Source organism: Psychrosphaera sp. HA2-10, from assembly GCF_055693745.1.
The window spans coordinates 2,778,750-2,798,948 of sequence record NZ_CM146341.1 but is presented as its reverse complement, the minus strand read 5'-3'; the positions used below and the strand labels follow the sequence as shown (position 1 = coordinate 2,798,948).

The 20,199-nt window shown below is 37.7% G+C and carries 19 protein-coding genes and 1 pseudogene; 10 read left to right on the top strand and 10 right to left on the bottom strand.

Annotated features, from left to right (window positions below; genetic code table 11):
* The first annotated feature begins 84 nt into the window (after positions 1 to 84).
* Positions 85 to 1,143: a peptidase M42 gene (locus ACZ1GV_RS12715; protein ID WP_472674484.1), complete on the top strand. Its 1,059-nt coding sequence runs from the start codon at positions 85 to 87 to the stop codon at positions 1,141 to 1,143.
* 18 nt (positions 1,144 to 1,161) lie between these two features.
* On the opposite strand, the gene ACZ1GV_RS12710 is transcribed toward ACZ1GV_RS12715, so the two are convergent.
* Positions 1,162 to 1,554 carry a hypothetical protein gene (locus ACZ1GV_RS12710; protein ID WP_472674483.1) on the bottom strand — a complete coding sequence of 131 codons (393 nt, stop codon included), beginning with the start codon at positions 1,552 to 1,554 and terminating at the stop codon, positions 1,162 to 1,164.
* 302 nt (positions 1,555 to 1,856) lie between these two features.
* Here ACZ1GV_RS12710 and ACZ1GV_RS12705 point away from each other — a divergent pair, with 302 nt between their 5' ends.
* Positions 1,857 to 2,042: a hypothetical protein gene (locus ACZ1GV_RS12705; protein WP_472674482.1), complete on the top strand. Its 186-nt coding sequence runs from the start codon at positions 1,857 to 1,859 to the stop codon at positions 2,040 to 2,042.
* 59 nt (positions 2,043 to 2,101) lie between these two features.
* Here ACZ1GV_RS12705 and ACZ1GV_RS12700 read toward each other — a convergent pair whose 3' ends face one another.
* The 3 genes from ACZ1GV_RS12700 to ACZ1GV_RS12690 form a co-directional block, all read right to left on the bottom strand.
* Entirely contained in the window at positions 2,102 to 2,560 is a 459-nt protein-coding gene (locus ACZ1GV_RS12700; protein ID WP_472674481.1) for a methyltransferase family protein, read from the bottom strand.
* A 60-nt stretch (positions 2,561 to 2,620) separates the two neighbouring features.
* Complete coding sequence (locus ACZ1GV_RS12695) at positions 2,621 to 3,142, bottom strand: hypothetical protein (protein WP_472674480.1); 522 nt, start codon at positions 3,140 to 3,142, stop codon at positions 2,621 to 2,623.
* A 126-nt stretch (positions 3,143 to 3,268) separates the two neighbouring features.
* Positions 3,269 to 3,511, bottom strand: a complete 243-nt coding sequence (locus ACZ1GV_RS12690; protein WP_472674479.1) for a DUF4282 domain-containing protein — start codon at positions 3,509 to 3,511, stop codon at positions 3,269 to 3,271.
* Between the two features lie 261 nt (positions 3,512 to 3,772).
* Between ACZ1GV_RS12690 and ACZ1GV_RS12685 the strand changes: the two genes are divergently transcribed.
* From ACZ1GV_RS12685 to ACZ1GV_RS12665, 5 genes are all read left to right on the top strand, one after another.
* The gene (locus ACZ1GV_RS12685) at positions 3,773 to 5,050 is read left to right on the top strand and encodes a DEAD/DEAH box helicase (RefSeq protein ID WP_472674478.1); all 1,278 of its coding nucleotides are present in this window, start codon (positions 3,773 to 3,775) and stop codon (positions 5,048 to 5,050) included.
* 333 nt (positions 5,051 to 5,383) lie between these two features.
* Positions 5,384 to 9,313, top strand: coding sequence for a hybrid sensor histidine kinase/response regulator transcription factor (locus ACZ1GV_RS12680; protein WP_472674477.1), 3,930 nt, complete (start codon positions 5,384 to 5,386; stop codon positions 9,311 to 9,313).
* A gap of 151 nt (positions 9,314 to 9,464) precedes the next feature.
* Complete coding sequence (locus ACZ1GV_RS12675) at positions 9,465 to 9,632, top strand: zinc-ribbon domain-containing protein (RefSeq protein ID WP_472674476.1); 168 nt, start codon at positions 9,465 to 9,467, stop codon at positions 9,630 to 9,632.
* Positions 9,633 to 9,644: 12 nt separating this feature from the next.
* Positions 9,645 to 11,057, top strand: a complete 1,413-nt coding sequence (locus ACZ1GV_RS12670) for a tetratricopeptide repeat protein (RefSeq protein ID WP_472674475.1) — start codon at positions 9,645 to 9,647, stop codon at positions 11,055 to 11,057.
* Between the two features lie 319 nt (positions 11,058 to 11,376).
* A complete protein-coding gene (locus ACZ1GV_RS12665; protein ID WP_472674474.1) occupies positions 11,377 to 12,909 on the top strand; it encodes a hypothetical protein in 1,533 nt (510 codons plus the stop codon).
* A 161-nt stretch (positions 12,910 to 13,070) separates the two neighbouring features.
* On the opposite strand, the pseudogene ACZ1GV_RS12660 reads toward ACZ1GV_RS12665, so the two are convergent.
* Positions 13,071 to 13,207, bottom strand: a pseudogene (locus tag ACZ1GV_RS12660) (IS481 family transposase); the annotation flags it as partial.
* Between the two features lie 42 nt (positions 13,208 to 13,249).
* Between ACZ1GV_RS12660 and ACZ1GV_RS12655 the strand changes: the two are divergent.
* Positions 13,250 to 13,630, top strand: a complete 381-nt coding sequence (locus ACZ1GV_RS12655; protein WP_472674473.1) for a hypothetical protein — start codon at positions 13,250 to 13,252, stop codon at positions 13,628 to 13,630.
* Positions 13,631 to 13,690: 60 nt separating this feature from the next.
* A complete protein-coding gene (locus ACZ1GV_RS12650; RefSeq protein WP_472674472.1) occupies positions 13,691 to 14,122 on the top strand; it encodes a hypothetical protein in 432 nt (143 codons plus the stop codon).
* A 246-nt stretch (positions 14,123 to 14,368) separates the two neighbouring features.
* Here the strand turns inward: ACZ1GV_RS12650 and ACZ1GV_RS12645 are convergent, their stop codons facing one another.
* The 5 genes from ACZ1GV_RS12645 to ACZ1GV_RS12625 all read right to left on the bottom strand — a co-directional run bounded on the left by ACZ1GV_RS12645 (position 14,369) and on the right by ACZ1GV_RS12625 (position 18,544).
* A complete protein-coding gene (locus tag ACZ1GV_RS12645) occupies positions 14,369 to 15,475 on the bottom strand; it encodes a hypothetical protein (protein WP_472674471.1) in 1,107 nt (368 codons plus the stop codon).
* Positions 15,476 to 15,485: 10 nt separating this feature from the next.
* Positions 15,486 to 16,202: a hypothetical protein gene (locus tag ACZ1GV_RS12640; RefSeq protein WP_472674470.1), complete on the bottom strand. Its 717-nt coding sequence runs from the start codon at positions 16,200 to 16,202 to the stop codon at positions 15,486 to 15,488.
* 250 nt (positions 16,203 to 16,452) lie between these two features.
* Positions 16,453 to 17,178, bottom strand: coding sequence for a hypothetical protein (locus ACZ1GV_RS12635; protein WP_472674469.1), 726 nt, complete (start codon positions 17,176 to 17,178; stop codon positions 16,453 to 16,455).
* A 136-nt stretch (positions 17,179 to 17,314) separates the two neighbouring features.
* A complete protein-coding gene (locus ACZ1GV_RS12630) occupies positions 17,315 to 18,082 on the bottom strand; it encodes a tyrosine-type recombinase/integrase (RefSeq protein ID WP_472674468.1) in 768 nt (255 codons plus the stop codon).
* Between the two features lie 36 nt (positions 18,083 to 18,118).
* Entirely contained in the window at positions 18,119 to 18,544 is a 426-nt protein-coding gene (locus ACZ1GV_RS12625; protein WP_472674467.1) for an integrase arm-type DNA-binding domain-containing protein, read from the bottom strand.
* Between the two features lie 398 nt (positions 18,545 to 18,942).
* On the opposite strand from ACZ1GV_RS12625, the gene ACZ1GV_RS12620 reads away from it, so the two are divergent.
* Positions 18,943 to 20,190, top strand: a complete 1,248-nt coding sequence (locus ACZ1GV_RS12620; RefSeq protein ID WP_472674466.1) for a tyrosine-type recombinase/integrase — start codon at positions 18,943 to 18,945, stop codon at positions 20,188 to 20,190.
* Positions 20,191 to 20,199: the final 9 nt, after the last annotated feature.

Here is a 20,199-nt window from a genome sequence, read left to right as displayed (position 1 = left end):
GTATTGCCATTTCAGGTTTATATTCAAAGCATTATTAATGGACCTTGATAGGCAAGGATCCACACCTAAACCGTAGGCGACATAATGCTAGACAATGACTTTATCGATTTGTTGAAAACGATCATAAGACAACCCAGTGTGGTTGGCGCAGAACATTCGTTTTTTAGGGTTTTACAACGAGAACTTGAAGAACGAGGCGCCAAAGTAACTTGGTACGAGGGTTTGCTCGTTGCACAAGGTTCTGATCCATTTAGCGCCATGTTTTCTGCTCACATCGATCGGCATGGACTGATTTGCACTGGCCCTAATGAATTTCAATATGCGGCGTTTATATCGGCAAATAAAACAGACTTATTAAATAACTCAGTTTCTGAAGAACTGATGACTAAGGTAACTGAGCGGTTCAAGTCGGAAACAGTATATGCATACGAACCTTGGTCAGGCGTTTATCGTGGGAATGGTGTCATAAAAAATAGCTACGTCTGTGAATATCGCAACAACCTGATATTCGAAATTGAAGGTTTAGAAGATGTCGTGGCGGGAACGCCCATCGCCTTTAAAGACAAGTTGAAAATTACCGAAGAGCGATTATCAGGACAACTTGATAACGTACTCACCGCAACCGCACTTGTTCACTTATTCAGTCAAGGGTTTCAAGGTACGGCATTTTTTACAGCACAAGAAGAAGCGGGGAAAAGCTGGCGTTATCTTTTAGAATGGTTTCGCCGTTTTGGTGGCAATACCAATAAGTTATTTGTTGTTGATACTAGTCCATTTCCAAACGTAGAAACAGCTAATTTACAATTACTGGTGCTTAGAGAAAAAGACGCTAATGCAAACTTCAATTCATCATCAACTGCGATGATTGCAAAGCTATGCGAAGACAATAACATTAGTTACATTTACAAAGATAAATATGTCGAAGACGATAATGCATTAAGAGTGAGTCGAGGTGAGTCTCCACATTCTTTAGGAAGCACTGAGCTTGGGCGAATTATCGCTGCCTCAAATGGGTTGGTTGACGGAACAACAATACAAATACCAACGATTGGGTACCACACGATGCAAGAATCGGCGTCGGTGGAATCGGTGCAGGCATTCTTGGACTTGTTACAGGTGCTTGCCAAAAAGACATCCGGGTAATTTGATTATTAAGATGCGTTAAAAGATTTTATTTTTCTCTAAGGTTTGGTTTAGAAAGTCCATGAGCTTCGGAATGTCCTTATCAATAACAATAGGCATGGTAAGTTCGCCATCCTTTCTAAATCGACCTGAATGCACGTAAATACTATTTTCATGTAAACCGACAGCTAAACAGCCTGCTCGCTGCAGTTGCACATAACTTTGGTACATTAACTCTATGGCATCATAAGTAATGCCAGCACTAGGTTCTGGCCGTTGCAGCATAACCCACTTTGTTACAGGTGCAGCTACGCGCAATATCTCTTCCGTTATGGCTCTAACACCAGCCGCGTTAAACCCTTCCGCATAATCACAATAAACCAAGTGGCCTTCTAGCCATACTTTAAAACTACCATGAACCGGATCTTGCATTTACCGCATTCCTAAATCGTTTGTTTATAAACTATCTAAATTTTTATCATCAAATAAAGAGCAGATGCAATCTTTTTAATTAGATGAGTAATATAGAAATAAAGCGAACCCATTTGGTGCAAAAATATTCGAGATTTGATCAAATTGGTGCAACGTCAACAGATGCCTCACGACACAACAAATTATAAACCTTTACAAAACAGGGTAGTACAAAAAATAGCCAAACTGGTACGTTTCTTTCTTGTAAAAAAAGTACACCAGCTGTAACTATTAACCGAAATGTAAAACTTGAGGAGAGAGCCATGCGTGGTCTTTTTGATATAGTGAACGATGCTTACACCGAAGTATACAAACTGACACATTTGGGATTTAGTCAATTCGATATGGACACTAAACTGTTTAACAGTGAAATGAACAAAGATCTGTTTGAAGGCAGCCCTAATTTTTTTATTGACGAGTCGAACGGATCAGACAGTTCGGGCGATTAATGGGAAAAATTGCAAAATTCAAAACAGTAAAGTGAAGAAAATAGGACCATTTCTGAAGGTTAAAGCCAACGCCTTACTGTTTTTTTATAGGTGATAAAATCACTACCAAATAGCTTCTCTAAAAACTGTTCTTCAGGGATGATCTGGTATTTATTTAAATACAACACAAAAAACGCAGCAAAAACAACATTTAACGGGTTGGCCAAATATATTAAATAGCCAATTAATACCGAGAGCATACCAACATACATTGGGTTTCTAGTGTGTTTATAAATGCCAGAATTCACTAAAGTAGAAACATTTTTAGTATTTACTGGGTTTACGGTGGTTTTATGAATTTTGAAGGCCACGACGCCTGCTAGCGCAAAACATATTCCTATTAGCGCAAGCAGCAATAGCGCAATTAAATTAAACGAATAAGTAAGATTCAAATCGGCGTAAAAATGATTCGTTAGAAACATACACAATGCGCATAGGGCCAATAGAACTAACGGAGGGACTTTTTGTTCAAGCTTCATAGTCGCGACTCCATTGTAATAAAATCAAAAACACGTTTTGTCGCTATCAGCCTAATGTTATTAGATGACATTTATGGTGATACTTTCAGTTACTTGTTTCGCAAAGGATTTTAGCTTCTCACCGTGCTCTTCACATTTAGAAGTCGTTTTCTCGTTTGATATATTGAAGAAGATATAAGTTTGATTATTTACGGCGTTTGCCAAAAGTAACTCGCATTTCGTTCCATCTATATCAAGCATGTATTCTACGCCATGACTCTTTTCATTTTTGAATGAAGTTTCTATCTCACTATTTTTAAATACCTGATAGTCGTTATTAGCATAGGCACTTTTAAGAAACTGTTCAGAAAAGGCCTTTAGTAAAGGGTATGGATTTCGCGTGTCTTTAAAAATAAAGGCAGTGGCGAATATTTCTTTGTTCTTTAGGAAAAATCGAACGTTTGGCCCGTCAGCGTCGACTTTTGTTACGTTATTAGTTGCATGTAATTGCAATCCAGACATAGGGTATGCGTGAAGTTGCTCCTGTGAATGGGCGGTAAACGACAGAAGCGAAACCAGGGTAACTATGAATAGAGTTTTCAAAAGCTTTCCTTATATATTGAGCGTTATTAATAGGTCTTAGCTTCAATACAAAAAGCCAAATTAATGTACCAAAAAAAGACTAAAAACAGCTGTCCTTAGTCTCTTATTTGATTTAAATACGGTTTGTTACTTTTCCGCGATAGCTTTTAGGTTTTCGTGGATCTTGAATAAAACAATGAGTAACTCACACCAAACTCTTGAGCCGATAGAACCAAAAACAATGATACCTAACCCTGCAAAAAATCCGCCACCATATTGAGTAAACATAGCGCTCAAACCAGAAATTACACAGCCTAAAAGCATAAGCCAATAAATAAAAGTGATAATTTTAGGGGTTAACATTGAATCAAAAACAAAAATGTCTTTCACGGGTAAATCCTTTTTAAGTAAAACTCCAGTTAAATATACGCTAGGCAATCGGAGTTATTAAAAGCCTAACAATCGATTTTTTAGATATCGGCGTATCATTTATTTGTAAGCTAACTTACCAGAAAATATAGTTAATTCAATTGCTGAAATTGTCACTCCAATATAGTTAGCTAATTGGTAAAAATTTACGTGCGCAATTTGCACACCAATTCGGCAGACTTGAGGTATAATAAAACCATTATTCGTCAACAATTGAGCATCATGGCATCTTTCGCAAAACTCGGACTTAACAAAACCCTTCAATCCAATACCAAAACATTAGGCTACAGCAAGCCTACTTACATCCAAGAAAAAGCCATTGGCGCGGTCCTATCAGGTACAGATACCTATGCGATTGCACCAACTGGAACGGGTAAAACGGCGGCCTATTTATTGCCGATTTTACAAGAGTTAAGTCAGGTTGATTACAGCGGAGAGCAAGTAAGACCTATTCGTGCATTGTTTTTAGTGCCAACTCGTGAGCTGGCCTTGCAAGTAGAAGAGTCGATTGGCTTATACGGTAAAGGTCTAGGCCTTCGTACTATTAGCATTTTTGGTGGCGTTAGAATGCAATCGCAAGCGAATCGTTTTAAACGCGGTACCGATATTTTGGTTGCAACACCAAAGCGCTTAATGGACATGCTAAAAGCAAAAACCATCTCACTTGAAAAAATTCAGTTTTTTGTAATGGATGAAGCAGATCGTTTAGTTAGCATGGGCATTCATAGCGAACTTAAACATATGATGGCGTTAATGCCTGCCAAGGCACAAAAAGTTCTGTTTTCGGCTACGGACTCAAAAGCACTTAACAAATTTAGTAAAGAATACCAAAACCGCGTGAAGCTGATTAAAGGTGGCGATATTCAGCCGGCTCTCGATCAGATTGTCCATACTATGTACCGCGTGCGTCGTGAAGAGAAACATGAGCATTTATATGCACTATTGAGACGCCTTGATAGCACTCGTGTTCTTATCTTTGCGCACAGCAAACACGAAGTGAACTACCTAAATAAGCTATTAAACGAACAAGGCTTTGTAACAACTGGTATTCATAACGACATTTCACAGAAAAAACGTCAGCAACGACTAGAAGGTTTTAAAACTGGTGAGTTTAATTACCTAGTGGCAACCGACATTGTTTCGCGTGGTATCGATATTGATGATTTATATTATGTGGTTAACTTTGACTTGCCTGTTAACAATAACGACTATCTTCACAGAGTTGGTCGCACAGCTCGAACTAAAACAAACAAGCTAGCGACAAAAAAGGCAATGGCGACCAAAGAAATGCAACAAACGTTGTCCAAGCAAATCGTAGACGAGAATAAGTCTAACTTTAGCTCGGCGCCTGAAGAGCAAAATGTCATTAATCGAAACGACATCAATGGCCATGTTTTTTCACTCGTAGGCCCAGATCAAGAACGCCTAGTGCCTTTGATCATCAAAGCTGTTGGTAAAGACATCAAGCTTGAACGTCCGACTTGGAGACTTGAACGATAAGTTGGCGTAGCAACAATTAGCTGCTCTTAATCTAAAATAATGAAAGCCCTTAAACGGGCTTTTTTTGTGGGAGAAAGGTATGCGCTATTTTTGAATGGAGCGAATTAAGTTGGTCGGCATCCAATAGCTCAATACCGGCCATGTTTTCCAAAATAAGGCCAATGTTTTTCCGTATTGATACCATATAACTTTCCTGCAGTTTCGATTTTTAGACAATAATATTCTGGTGCTTTGTCGGATACTGACATGAGAGTGTCGGTTAAGTGTATGAGACCGAGTAAGAAATAAAGTATGATTTGCTTATTATAATAATTCTAAAAACTTAATTTGATTATGGCGTTACTACGGACGGTTTTACTTTTTATCTTCATTTATTCGGGATCATCATTAGCTGCGCAATTTTTACCGAACCCTAACTACATCAGTTATAACATCGAAGATGGTTTATCAAATAGTATGGTATATACCATTGCTCAAGATAGTGATGGTTATATGTGGTTTGGGACTGAGGATGGACTGAATCGTTTTGATGGCCAGAATTTTAAGGTATACCGCTATGAACCGAATGATGTAAATAGCGTGGCGGGAAATAGTATTAATCAAGTTTATCTGGCACCTGACAATTCTCTATGGATAGCGACCCATAATGGGATTAGTCAATACCATAAAGAGTCAGATAGTTTTACCAGCTATGATAGCTCAAAAGGTTTGTCTCACAACAATATTCAAGCAGTACTCAAAGTAGGTAATGAGCTATGGTTAGGCACAGATAATGGGTTAAATGTAGTAAACATAACTACACAAGAGGTATCGACGTTTCCTGTCAGTGATAATGGTAATGGAACCAATCATAAATCAATTCGTTCATTAGCAAGACAGGGCAATTATATTTGGATTGCGACTTGGGGGGGCGGTTTAAATCGTTATGATCTTACCTTAAAGCGCTTTGATTACTTCGGTCATGATTCGAATGATGATCAAAGCCTAAGTTCTAATACAGTCTATACATTGTTTAATACCACTGAGAACGAAATTTGGATTGGCACTGTACTTGGTGGCTTAAGCCGATTTAAAGCAGATTGTGAGTGCTTTGAACGATTAAACCCAAATCCAGACTATCAGCAGTTGACGGTATCTAACTTGGCTGAAGATGCAGATTCGTTGTGGATTGCAACAAATAATGGCCTGAGTAAATTTTCCTTTAAAGCCCAAACATTCAGTAATTATTCAATGCTTAAACCTTATGAGCTTGGAAATATAACCCGCGATGTTCGCTCTGTGTTTGTAAGTCGTGATGGCACCATTTGGCTCGGCAGTTTTCAAGGTGGTGTCATAGCCATTCCTGCCAATGGATTTGCAATTCAAACCTATCAGTATTCAGAGCAGGCTCAAAATAGCCTTTTATCAGATGATATAAATTCATTAATGCTCAACAATGGTTATCTCTGGACTGGCGCCGTTGGTGGCTTATACCGCTACCCAATATCAGACAATGGTCGATTGGGTAAAGCGGAGTTAGTGCTTGATACCTTTACTCTAAAAATAGAACCATCTCATGACGGCAGTTTTTGGTTGGCAACGAATAATGGCTTGTATCATCTTGATGCCGCATTAAATACGATCTCACATAATGTCCATTCCAAACTAATACCTGATACTGCGGCGGAAGGTGCGGTTTTAGATGTCGTTGAAACTACACAAGGCCAGATCTTTGTTGCGAATTGGCGTGGTGGATTAACAACGCTGGTGGATGAAAATCAGGGTCACTTTAAACAAGTGGGTGTCAGTGGCAATGCAAGGGGTATAAAAGCAAACGCCAATATTTATGTACTAGCAGAAGGCCAGAGTAACCAGCTTTGGATTGGTACGATGGACGGAGTAAATCGTTATGATATTGAAAGCGATTTAATTCACCACTACTCACTTCAATTAAGCGATAACCAGCCCCAAGTTACTGTTTACTATGTGTATATAGATGATGCAGAGCTATACCTTGGAACCAGCAACGGAGTTTATCAATATCAACCATCTTCAGATACGTTTAAACACTATCCTTTACCGTTAAAAAGTCACTACATACAGGCTGTAACGAAGGAGTCGAAAAACGTCTTGTGGTTATCGACGTTTAATGGTCTATATCGTTGGAATAAATCAACGAATCAAATCAAAGCATTGTTTAAACGTGATGGATTACAAAGTAGTGAGTTTAATACCAAAGGTGTTGCAACTGGAGTTGATGGAAGCCTTTATTTTTCAGGTATTGATGGTGTTTCAAAAATTATTCCCGAGCGATTAATGCAAGGTGATTCTGCCGCTAGTTTGAGATGGATTTCACCCGATAGCAAAGCATTAGTTAGAGCTCCCCTTAGTTTAGAGTTCATGGCATCAACAGACACCATTTCACTTGAGTACTTCGTTGATGATTTCTTTCAAATCGAACAACGCCAATTTAGGTATCGTTTAAACGAAGGTAAGTGGATTAATAATGGTAATGCTAACAGTATTCAACTCAGTGGTTTAGCAAAAGGCTCATATCGCATTGAGCTGCAATATTCACGCGATGGAATAGTATGGAATAAAGCTCAAAGTGACGTAAACATCTTGATAAGCCCACCTTATTACCGATCAGATATCGCACTAATATTATATTTATTATTATTGATATTCACAGGTTATGGTTATTACCGTTATCGAACAAGCTTTCTGTTAAGGCAAAAAACACAACTTGAGAAAACAGTAGACGAAAAAACGGCTGAGTTAGCATCTACTTTAGAGCAAAAGAATCAACTATTTGCCAATATTTCTCACGAACTTAGAACCCCAATTACCCTGATTAACGCACCGATTGAACAATTAGCTCAACAATCAAATTTAACAGAGCAGCAGAAAAAGCTTATCAATCTAGCTCAGAATAACGGAAAGAGATTGTTTGGTTTAGTAGAGCGGATATTGCATTTAAGTAAGGTCGAGCAAAAACAAAAGCAAATTGAACCAATCAATATTGATGATTTGCTTATTCGTTATGTCATAGCTTTTGAGCCTTTAATGCAACAAAAGCAAATTGAATTACAGCAACATCTAAGTAGCCATGCTTTAGTGCAAGCAGATAAAGAAGATCTGATTTCAATACTTGAGAACCTCCTTTCCAATGCATTGAAATACACTAGTGCTGGTGGCTGGGTTAGGCTTCAGTCAAAAATACTTGATGGCGAGTGCCAATTAATTTTTGAAAATCAGCATGCTGGATTATCAAAAGAGAAAATTGAAAGAATATTTGACCGTTTTGAACGCTTGGGTCAAAGCGACTCTGAGCAAGGCTTTGGGTTAGGGTTATCGCTAGTAAGAGATATATGTAAGCAAAATGGTTGGAATATAAACTGCTCGAGTAAAGCTGGCTCGGTCATTTTTACTTTAACGATTAATGACTTTGTTATCGAAAGCACCAAAACGTCACCAGCTCAAAGACAAATAATGGAACTTGGAGCAGGCAAAATTGAATCTAAAGAAAAAGAACGACAATCACTGCTTATTGTTGAAGACAATGATGAACTCCGTGGTTTCTTGGTCGATTTACTATCAAGTGATTACAAAGTTTCCAATGCAGCCAACGGTTCAAAAGGGGTAGAGCTTGCCATTGAACACATTCCAGATTTGATAATCTCAGATGTCATGATGCCAGAAATGGATGGTTTCTCATTAGTTAAAGCCCTTGCAAAACATGACAATACCAGTCATATCCCAACGATGCTATTAACAGCTAAAGCGGATGAAGAAAGTGAATTAAGAGGGCTCGAATTGGGGGCGGTTGATTATATATCCAAGCCATTTGAAGCTCGGCAATTGCTCCTAAAAGTAAAAAACACACTCGAGCGCCAAAAGCTAAGATTTAAAACTCAGCAAAATCAGAATGACCCCATGGAAAGTATTGTCAGTGAGCGTGACCAAAAATTCATTGAGCGATTAAACCAACTAGTTGAGAAGAACTATGCTGATAATGAGTTTAGTGTCGAAAAGCTAGTTGATTCGGTTGCTATGAGCGAAAGGCAACTTCAACGAAAACTAAAGGCAATATTTAATCAAACTCCAGCCGAGTACATTCGAAATTACCGATTGCTAAAAGCAAAGGAATTGTTAATTGAAGGGAAATCAATTTCACTTACTTCTGATTTAGTTGGCTTTAATTCTTCCAGTTATTTCAGCCGAAGTTTTAAAACGGCTTTCGGGCAGTCGCCAAAAGAGTTTATAACTCAGTCACCTAAGTAAAAAATTTGGCCGGCACAATATAAAGTCGGCTATGTTCATCATGATGTCGGGTTTGTTCACCCCAACTTACTGAATTTACATATCTTTATTGGTGTTCCCTTTTTGCTACAGCCAAGGGACGCTTTATTAAAATACAATTAAAGGATATGTAATGAGTTTAGGTTATTGCCCCGAATGTAACGCTGAAATTTCTTCCAGAGCGACACGATGCCCCAAGTGTGGCTATGCAGGAGAGTCAAATATTTTATCCCGATTATTTACTGTTGCCGCTTTTTGTCTCGGTGCATACGGGATAGTTAATTGGTTAATGATGCTTTAGAAGGAGTAAAAAATGTCAAAGACTCTAAAAATTGTGTTAGGTGTAATATTTACTTTTACTGCAATCATTTACTTAGTGAACATTGGGGCGAAATCTTTTGAGGATGCAAATTCAATAGGTAGGTTAATCAGCCACTTAGTTATTGGTGTTTTAGTTGGTGGTTCGGTTGCGTTGGGTTTACTACAAGCAGAATCACAGCAGCAAATCGTAGCTAATAAATGGATTACAGAAAAGCTTAACAATCATTTCAATGCCTTATTTATGGCGGGTGTTATTTCACTCTTGTGCGTGGCTGTTTCAAAGTCTGTTCACGAAACCACTAAATCCTCTTGGTATGTTGCGAATGAGATATCTAACAATGGTGTCGAAATATGTGATGAAAATGCGCATTCAGGTCAAATAAAGAAATCGCATGATAAATTCATAAAATTGGCCAAAACGCATTTTACAAGCCAAGAAATATTTTTAATGGCTTGTGAATCGGCTATGTCGAGTGATATTGAAAATGAGTCTTATAAAACAAAAGTTGCTGAAGTAAATATCTCCTTAGGGAAGCTTGAGGGCATAGAAATAGCGTTTGAAACAATTAAGGAAGAGAAAAATCGAAACGACATCATAAACAAGTTGGTGCATAAAAATGAGCATAAACTAGCGAAAACCCTGATTTCAACAATAGAAGACGAAAATCAGAAGGTAAGTTTGTTAGACAAACTTGGTAAAAAGTACTTGGCACTGAGTCAGTACGATCGAGCTGAAGATATTTATGAAGGCCTGCATTCAGATAGTTATTATGTTGGTTATTACGGACTTCAAACGGTTTATGACGCAATTGGTAGATATGAAAAATCAATTAAGGTTCTTGAACCATTATTAGAATGGCAAGTAGCAAATGAGAAAGACGCTAGTTACACCTATGCATTATTGGCTAAGTACCATGCCAGAGGTTTAGGAATTGAAAAAGACCTGACAACAGCCCGTACTTATTATTCGAAGGGACTTAGTCATTTAAGCGGGGAGCAAAAACAAGAGTATGCAAGGATGCTTTACGAAGGTATTGGTGGGGTAATTGTTAAAGAAAAAGCTATCGAACTTGGATACGTTACTCCCGAAATGAGGAAAATTAAGGATATAAAAAACGGAAGAGGTGTAATTGTTCGCGGTAGTTATATGTGTGAAACATACAGTTCTATCCAAAGGCTAACACAATTAGAAAAAAGCTACGGCGGTTTACAGTACATATCAAGAGCTATCCCTTCGGATTGTTTTGACCTCATTCAAACCTTAAATGAAATGGGAGGAAGAGTTACTGGTGAGATTGCAATACAAAAAGTTACACAAGAACGTAATAGCTTCCTTCAGGTTAAGATAATAAATAACGGTGGAAAAGCGGCTTGGATGAATTTAGATCACATTGTAGTTAATTGATAAGTTTTAAAAAAAAAACAATAAATAAGTGAATTTCACGACGGGGAAATCCACCGCATAGAAGCATTTTCTAGCTTGGATTTTCCCTATTTGGTGAATTCGCTAAATAAAGAATTAATTAATTGGCAAGGACAGTGGTATTGGATGCCGTCACTTCAGCAATCATAAATGGGAAATCATGTGATTTGTCGGTTAAGTACAAATAATTGGCGGAAGAGTGAACGCTTAAAATCATTTTATTTCATATGGTTAAGTTTGTGTTTTCTTCCTTGCCAACTGGTTGTAAGGTAATAAGTATTAGCCCTAAAAGGAAATAAAGATGATAAGAAGTAAAGTGACTTTAGCAGTATCGCTGGCATTTGGTTTAGTTGTTAGTGGTTGTGGAAGTAATTCATCAGATGACGATAGTCAAAATGTAACCCCAACTGAAAAAGTACTAACTGTTACGGGCAAAGCCATTGATGGTTATATTGTTGGCGGAACGGTATTTTTGGATATTAATGGCAATGGTAAAGCTGAACCAAATGAGCCACAAAAAGAAACTGAAGAAAGTGGTGATTACACGTTAGTTGTACCTGAAGAAGATGCTGAGTGTTTGGCTTATTCTGCAATCATTGTTGATGTTCCAGCAGGAGCATGGGATGAGGGCTCTGAAGATGAGGGAGTTGAAGCTCATGAAGTAACCGAACCCTATCAAATTATATTGCAACCCACTTTTGAGCCCATAACAGAACAAGACTTCACTAACGGTTTAGTTAGAAATATTTCCCCCTTAACGACAGTGGTTTGGGAAGCGATTGAGCGCAGTTATCCACGATTTGCGGAGAATCAAGGTAAAAACCCTAATGACAGTGCATCTAACGCTAAGCATTGCCATTATCTGAAAAATCACGAAGAAGCTGTTCAAGAGCTACAACAAGAAATTGAGGATACGGTTAATGGCTTAGTTCAGTTTTACAACCTATCAGCGGATCAAATGTATGCTGACTTTATTGCGGATAAAGACTCTGAGGCTTTTCACGCAGCACAAGATATTATGAAAGGATTAAAAGCAGCTTATAAGCATAAAACCGATTTAAGAAAACAATATGCAGACTATCCAGATGCTGAGATCCGAGTTTTTGTGCATAGAAGTCCAGAGTTAGATGAATATTTTCAAGTTGATAATGGCTGGTATCGTGATGCTATTGTATTTCTTGGTACAGAAGACTTTATTGAATTTAGTAAGCTTCAAGATACTGACAAGCTGGACCAAATTGATTTCATCACCAGTAAGTTCCATGAGTTAGGCCAAGAGTGGAATGATCAAGGCAAAAATGGCTGGTTAAGTGTTAGAAAGGACGCTTATAGAGATTCTAACGGAACTTATCGCTGCGCGAAAAACGAAAGGGTAAGTTTTGATGTAGATGGGATTCATTATGAACTTGGTAATGGCTCAGATTCAGATGCTTTAGCTAACTCGTTTGAAGAATGTAACTTTGATGACTTTAGTTCTCCATATGAGAGAAATTATCACCTCAGGTATACCGAAGGTGATGCTGCATATAGTGCAGAATTTTACTTTAGAGCTGAACAAGCCCGTTTTACAGAATTAGCTGATTGGAAAGAGTTCACCGCAACAACCGACTTAAACGCACAAAGCATGATAGATACTCTTATTTTAACCCCTTATAAATGGGAAGATAGCGTTAATATTGATACGGCATACTGGCGTAAGCGAAAAGAAGAAGGTGATGTGCAAATAGATGTCGACAATGATGACAATTGGCAGAGAGCTACTAAGCAAGATGATGGAACAGTATTATATGAGTGCAGCACTGATGGTGAAAACTGGACTGGTTGTTCCGAATAAGAATTAATATTACTCCCTGTAATCGGCGATCTAAATGATCGCCTTTTTATTGTCTTGAAATACAAACAGGTTGGAAATTTACTGGGTATTCGCAACTATTAAAGTGTACTAGCTCAGACTTGATCTGACAGTTACCCGTTTTTCTATCGGTGACTGTCAGCTTAGATTTGAGCTAAATTCTTTTCCGCCCAAATGCGTTTCCCATCTTCTAATGTTTCAAGTGGCGTTCTGCCACGCACATTTTTCCTTGATGAGTTCGTTCAGTATTGTAATAAACCAGCCATTCGTCCAGTGATCTTCCCCTGAAGAGTTTGAAGTCCAATATAAATCGGCAAGCTAGGTGTCTAGTGTTTCAGGGGAAGATCACGGAGTACACTTTCTAGCTGATGAAATGGTGAAATCTCAAACTAGGCGTAATCAAATTCCCACTGACGTTTTAATTAATGAACTAAAACTGAACACTAGAGCTGTTATTATCACGCTAAGCAATGCCTTAAGCATTGTCTTCAAGTTAATTATTTCTATATTGATAATTATTGTTGGTATTACGGTCTTTGGTTCGTATCAGGATGATACGCGTTTACAAATTGAAGCGATTGACATGCTGATCATCGGAGTGCAATTTATATTCTTCGACATAGTGTTATTTTTGTTGCAACGATTTTTACTTCCTATGAATGCTTCACAAACGGACGAAAACTTTAAGTCTAAGAGTTGCTGATGGAATGTTAGAGTAAGTTTAAAAACCAATTTACTTTTTGCTAATTAAAGGAGGATAAGTATGGCTTGGTATTGGTGGGTTCTTTCATTTGTAGGTGGGTTAGTATTTATTGCGTTTGCGCTGCTCTTGGCTCTCAGCATTTGGGCTAATAGTGTGAAAGCGAAGCGAGAGTCTGAAGTCTTATTGTGTTTATCTAAAACCCAGGTAGACAGGGTTAACAATTACTTCAAGCATAAATTGACAGAAATTGAAGTTTTATTCCTTAGTGAACTAATGTCAAAACCGGAGTATTTTGGCTTTTTGATAGGCGGACAAACCGATAGATATGAAGAGCTGGTGGACAAGTACATTGAACGTAAATATGATGAGCTACAAATTAAGCTTACTGATCTTGAAGTCGTGAAAATAAAGACTTTGTTATTAAAAATGGGGGCAGTGGCCGCTGTGTCCATTGCTCATGGTCGAGATAAGCTCAAAGAAATGCCACAATAATATAAAGAGGTTTTAATGAATGTTATCCAACTATTTCGTCGTCAATACAATGAAGGTTAATATTGGGTAGTTGGCTATTCAATATCAGTTAGATTGACCAATTTTCAGGTCACACAGTCCAGATACATAGAATTAAATTGATACCTGCGTGGGCGACTGATGGTTTGGAACAGGGCCACACTATTTCTAGGTCGAATCATACAACCCAAAAGTAGACATGGCTTTACTCATTGAGTCAAAAATAACCTAAAAGTTTAAATGTAATCCAAACAAGTGTTTAGTACTCTTAATGTGGTAGTTGAAGACTTCATCTAAGTAACCACTGTGGAACTTGTAAAAAATAGGTATGTCTAAATCGCATACATTAAAGTTCGTCATTACTGTAAAATCAAAGGTATTATTTGATGTAGGTTTTCCACCTATAAGCTGACCTGTGCGGTATTCTAAAGCAAGGTGTAAGGTTTCGAAATTTAAAAAACTTTCCCTAGAGTAGCCATAAAGCCCAATTCTGGTGCCTTTGTGGTTAATGAACTTTGAGTCACTATAAGTCGAGTCCCAAAAAATACCATCATCAGGGTCGGTTATAACATCATGTCTAAGCTTGACTCCGGCCATAACTTGAAACGTTTCGTACATTCCAATAAAAACTGTTGCATGGGCGGAGATAAAGTTGTAACCACGACTAACAGTTTCGATGGCCATCTCATGGTAATATTCATCTCTTGTATTACCAGCCTTGTCTCTATTTATGTACTTAAATTGGCTGGCTAAAATTGGAAGGGGGTCTATATAAGAAAGCCTCTCCTGCAAAGTGGCATCTACAGGTGGGGTGCCCTCTCTCGCTTCATGTGTCGCTTGACCATTCGATTCATGCTCTAATCCAAAACCAAAGTCTGTCAGAACCCATCGACTAGTCGAAGAGTAATTACGAGAGTAATTTACTTGAACACCGGGATTAAACCTTCTGTTCACAACAGGCCCTGAGTATCGAGAACCTGCATAAAAGTCGAATTCTCCTGCAAAAGTAAAATAGACATTGTTATCAAATTTACTGACACCCGTTGTTTTAGATATTGGCTGTTTGTCGTTATCTATATCAGTTAACAGATAGGAAAAACTGTATTGAACGTCCAATGCTTTCTCTAAATCATTGTCATAAAAGTAGTCATAACCAATATAGTTACCACTGTAATGACCAATTCTGTCAATGCTTAATAAACTATGATTATCAACAGCTTCAAAAGCACCCTCGGATACTATTGTTTTCATATTATCAAGGCTTTTAAATGGGATGCTTGATGCAGATAATGAACCAGATGTTATTAGGATAAGTATGGAAAGGGGTACTCTCATGTTATCTTCCTTAATCAGATATTGATAAATCAGCTATGATTTTTACGCCAATACTAATTTGCAAACCATCAAATCCTGAGATGCCATCTGCAGAAAAGTAGGTGGCCTTTATGAAATACTTCTGCGTGTCTAAATGAAATTCCATCAATGCACTGTAACCATTGAATGAATCGACCTCATCTTGAAAAAGTGACTTCAATTGCATATCGTTATTGGCCAAGTCTCCAGTTATTAGTCTATTCTCATATGCAAATGTGAAATTGTAACTCCCCTCTTTCTCTAGAAATGTAAAATCATCACTATATGGTATCAGGCCGATATTAAAAGCCATTAGTCCGCCATCATCTAGTTGAGATTCAAACGATTCAGAATATGTGAGCTCGGAATAACCGAATCCCGCAGTCCATCCTATTCCCAAATTGAAAAGATTGGGGGAGAGGTAAGAAAACTGTAAATTTGCATAATCACCACTGGATCGTAATATAGTCCCTAAGTTGGATTTATCGGATTCAATTTTCGCTAAATCCGCCACGTTATAATTAAAACGAGTTAATCCATTACCTTGGTCTACTTCCCAGAAGACCCCTCCAGAGTTGGCTTCACCATCTATGTCTGTACCAGCTTCGATCCCGTATTGAAATTTCGCTGGTTGAGAATCTAATGCACTTGTATCTTTACTTGGGTCACTTAGTACAGTTCGTGTAGATATAAATTCATTGTCGGCCATCGTGTATGCGCTAAATAAAATGGAACACGCGAAAAATAAACAGGTTGGGAGAGTAGATTTAGACATAGCATGTAAGTCCCTTTAAATGGTTGTTTAATTTTTAGTCAACTTTGGCGGAAATTACAAGGTATATAGATATTATTATTATTAGAAGGGCAAATTTTGATTTAGAAGTTACGTATTCTAACATTTAGTGGGTATTACCAAGTCCGTGGCCGAGTGAAGCTCTACAAATCCTTTTTTAAAGAGCTTATTTACTAACCTTCTGGAATAAATCGGGAATATACCTCTCAGAAAAGCCTGCGATGACACTCAAAGACATCAAATTATAGATATTCTCTTTCGCGAAACTAAAAGCAAGGTCAGAGTTTGATAAAAGAAAAATACAAAACCCAGAAAATAACCCTAAAATTGGAATAAATGCAGCTTGAAGGAAGATGTATATTTTTCCATCCTCTAAATTGATTGATATGCTTGTATTTCTCTGCATTAGCGAGAGAGTACTACCCAATACACCAGTACTACCACAAAGAAATAAATCGTGCGGTAATAATCCAACAAATTTATTTAAAGTAAATAGGAGTAAGGTAATAGCAGTAGCTGAGGTTAATCCAAACAAAACTAACCATAGCTTTGCTTGATTAGGAGACAATAGCAGCAGGATTCTTTTTTCAACAGACATGAAAAATTGATCAACTTCACTTTCTTTTTCACAAGAGAATGCGTGATTAATTGCTGATGCTAACTCTCCTTCAACAGATTTTCTTATTTTTTCAGGTGTTGAGATTGGGATTTTGCCAGATAAAGATTGATATTTATCTACTGATTTTGAGAATATGTTTTGGTCGCATGAAACTTCCCATCTTAGTGCCCCAGCATCGTTAAGATAAACAATAGCTTTATCATTGTTACCATAAATAAAGGAGATAGTATCTCCACCAGTGGTCCTTTCTCCTACTTTATATCTTTTAATCATAGTCAGTCCTAACTTAATTCCACGTCGATAAGAAAAGTATCTTACCTGGATTGGTTTCAAATCGATAGTTAACTAATGTCGCTTGTTTAGCCATCGTTTAACTGGTTGCATAAGTATTGATCCACTGTTTGTGTTCTTATGATTGTGATGTCAAACTTGTTGATGAAAAAATAGATGACCTTTCAACATGATCACACCACCAGCTCAGTATCTCTCTTCGTTTCTCTATTAATTCTGCTCGGTTATAAGGTGCTCGGCTAGAGTTACTATCTACATGAGACAAACACATTTCTATTAATTCAGAATTGAAGTCTTTTTCATGTAAGGTTGTACTAGCGAGTGCTCTGAGCCCGTGTGCCACTAATTCACCAGCAAAGCCCATTCGTTTTATAGCCATGTTTGCAGTTTGAGTGTTGATATGTGTGTTGTGCATTCCTCTTTGGCATGGAAATACGTATTGATCGTTACCACTTATCGGTTGCATAAATTTTAAGAGGCTAATCATCTGCAGGGTAAGAGGGACTATATGCTCAGCTTTTTTCTTCATTTTATGAGCAGGAATCACCCAAATTCTCCGTTCCCAATCAATTTCTGTCCACTCAGTTTTGGCGGCTTCCCCTGGCCTGGTAAGTGTTAATAACTGCCACTCCACAAGACACCTAGTCACAGTTGAAACTTTTGCATTAGATAGAGCTTTCATAAACTCTGGAAGTCTTTCCGGGCGTAACGATGGCATATTTTTATGCTTTACGGGAGGGAATAATTTAGTTACATCTCTAACAGGATTTACTTCAACTAATCCCATTGCAATAGCATGGTGCATAACTTCATTAATATAACGGCAAATTCTTTTAAGAGTTTCTATATTACCTTTGGTTTGAATGGGCTTTAAAAATTTCGACAACTGGCTGAGTTTTTATATCTCGTACTGGAAGATTTCCTATGAAAGGAAAACGTGTTTTGACAGAATCATCCAAGCTTTATTGTATGTAGCGGGCTTTACTGTTTTCTTTTTTAGTTCGAACCAATCCTCTGCGACTCTATGAAATGTGTTCCTCAGAGCGTTGGCATGTTCTAACGACTCATTATCTCGCTGGGACTTTGGGTCAATGTTGTTTGCAATTTGCTCTCTGAACTTAGTTCTAATTTCTCTTGCAGATAGGAGGCTTATATCGGGAAAAAGGCCAAGACTAATATTCGTTCGTTGTTTCGTGTGAGGCTTTTGATAGTTAAATAGCCATTGTTTAGAGCCATTTGGCATAACTCTTAATGCTAATCCGCCACCATCAGACAAATTATATTGCTTTTCTTTTGGTTTAGCTTGCTTAACTTGGGTAGCGGTTAATGGTGTAACTATTTTAGCCATGTAACATCCTTTTTACTGAAAAGTGATTAATGTTACATCTTATGTAACATTAAGTGCTGGATGATAGTAAACCACTGTGGACTTAATGGGACAATGAATATCTCTGAATGCGTTAATTTTATTGGGCTGGTGGATTTTGTTGGACTTTAATGGAGAAGAAATGGTGCCCCCTCCCTGACTTGAACAGGGGACCTGCCGATTATGAGAAAAATTCAAGCCCTGTTTTTCAGTGTTTTTTGATGGGTCTCAGTGAACAATAATGAACAGGTTAAGTTTGTAAGTTGTTGTATTTATTGGATTGTTAGTTATGTTGCTTTTGTTCTTTGAAATCTTTGCTTTTTCATTGAGGTTCATTTAACCTGCTACAAATATGCTACATATTTTATTTGGTGCTAAAAATGACTCAACGGAACTCGATTAAAGAAAGAATCAATAACGCTTGCATCAAGGACCTCGATCCAGAAATTCGGAGGGTCAATGATTCAGTGATATCGGGGTTCCATTTTAGAGTTTCCCCAAAAGGGAAAATTGTTTATTACGTGTTTTATCGACTAGATGGAAGACAGGTAAATTTTAAACTTGGTTCCCATCCACAAATCACACCGCAACAAGCCAGAGACTTAGCAAAACAAAAGTTGGGTGAGGTGGCGAACGGTGTTGACGTTCAAGCGGAGAAAAAAGAAAAGCGTGAACAAACTGAGCGTAATAAATTAACTAAACTTTCTATATTTTTAGAAAAAACGTATTTACCGTATCAAGAAGCCCGCAACCCCAAAACAGCCGATCGAATTATTAAATCGATAAAAGCCGGATTTCCTCACTTATTAGAAAAGCAGTTAGCTGATATTTCAGCAAGCCAAATTGAAGTTTGGCGAAACGAAAAACGAAAGTCGGGCATGAAAGAAGCAACAATTAATGGATATGTTTCGACTCTTAAAGCTCTACTAAATCGTGCGGTCGAATGGGGCTTTATTGAAAAGAACAATTTAGAAAACATTAAAAAACTAAGAAGTGACAATAAACGCATTCGCTTTTTAAATGATGACGAACAAGAAAGATTAAAAACAGCTTTAGAAGAACGTACAGTCAGAATTAAAAAAGAACGTGATAATGCGAACCTTCATCGTGTTATGCGAAACAAACCAACGTTACCTGAATTTAAAAAACGTACTTATGTTGATCACCTAACACCAATTGTTCAATTGGCTATGTATACCGGAATGCGAAAAGGCGAAATTTTAAGTCTTAAGTGGGATGACGTAGATCTTAAAAACAAAACAATTACCGTTCAACCAGAAAACGCTAAGTCAGGGAAGCGCAGACATATACCAACAAACGCGATTGTTTTAAATATGTTAAAAACATGGAAAAAAGAAGGCGGAACGGTTGAGCATGTATTTGAGAATGAGCCCAATAGGCCATTAGCAGACTTTAAGAAAGCTTGGATGAATCTTTTGAAAGAAGCTGATATCAGCAACTTCAGGTTCCACGATTTACGCCACCACTTTGCTAGCATGTTAGTGATGAAAAGTGTCGACTTGAATACTGTCAGAGAGTTATTGGGTCATTCTTCGATAGAAATGACTTTACGATATGCTCATTTAGCGCCAGACCACAAAGCAGCAGCGATTGAGTTGTTGGATTGACGGGATAAA

Excerpts from the sequence above, each read along its gene's own strand:
- ACZ1GV_RS12715 (WP_472674484.1), top strand. The coding sequence starts at position 85 with ATGCTAGACAATGACTTTATCGATTTGTTGAAAACGATCATAAGACAA.
- ACZ1GV_RS12710 (WP_472674483.1), bottom strand. The coding sequence starts at position 1,554 with ATGCAAGATCCGGTTCATGGTAGTTTTAAAGTATGGCTAGAAGGCCAC.
- ACZ1GV_RS12705 (WP_472674482.1), top strand. The coding sequence starts at position 1,857 with ATGCGTGGTCTTTTTGATATAGTGAACGATGCTTACACCGAAGTATAC.
- ACZ1GV_RS12700 (WP_472674481.1), bottom strand. The coding sequence starts at position 2,560 with ATGAAGCTTGAACAAAAAGTCCCTCCGTTAGTTCTATTGGCCCTATGC.
- ACZ1GV_RS12685 (WP_472674478.1), top strand. The coding sequence starts at position 3,773 with ATGGCATCTTTCGCAAAACTCGGACTTAACAAAACCCTTCAATCCAAT.
- ACZ1GV_RS12680 (WP_472674477.1), top strand. The coding sequence starts at position 5,384 with ATGGCGTTACTACGGACGGTTTTACTTTTTATCTTCATTTATTCGGGA.
- ACZ1GV_RS12675 (WP_472674476.1), top strand. The coding sequence starts at position 9,465 with ATGAGTTTAGGTTATTGCCCCGAATGTAACGCTGAAATTTCTTCCAGA.
- ACZ1GV_RS12670 (WP_472674475.1), top strand. The coding sequence starts at position 9,645 with ATGTCAAAGACTCTAAAAATTGTGTTAGGTGTAATATTTACTTTTACT.
- ACZ1GV_RS12665 (WP_472674474.1), top strand. The coding sequence starts at position 11,377 with ATGATAAGAAGTAAAGTGACTTTAGCAGTATCGCTGGCATTTGGTTTA.
- ACZ1GV_RS12650 (WP_472674472.1), top strand. The coding sequence starts at position 13,691 with ATGGCTTGGTATTGGTGGGTTCTTTCATTTGTAGGTGGGTTAGTATTT.
- ACZ1GV_RS12645 (WP_472674471.1), bottom strand. The coding sequence starts at position 15,475 with ATGAGAGTACCCCTTTCCATACTTATCCTAATAACATCTGGTTCATTA.
- ACZ1GV_RS12640 (WP_472674470.1), bottom strand. The coding sequence starts at position 16,202 with ATGGCCGACAATGAATTTATATCTACACGAACTGTACTAAGTGACCCA.
- ACZ1GV_RS12635 (WP_472674469.1), bottom strand. The coding sequence starts at position 17,178 with ATGATTAAAAGATATAAAGTAGGAGAAAGGACCACTGGTGGAGATACT.
- ACZ1GV_RS12625 (WP_472674467.1), bottom strand. The coding sequence starts at position 18,544 with ATGGCTAAAATAGTTACACCATTAACCGCTACCCAAGTTAAGCAAGCT.
- ACZ1GV_RS12620 (WP_472674466.1), top strand. The coding sequence starts at position 18,943 with ATGACTCAACGGAACTCGATTAAAGAAAGAATCAATAACGCTTGCATC.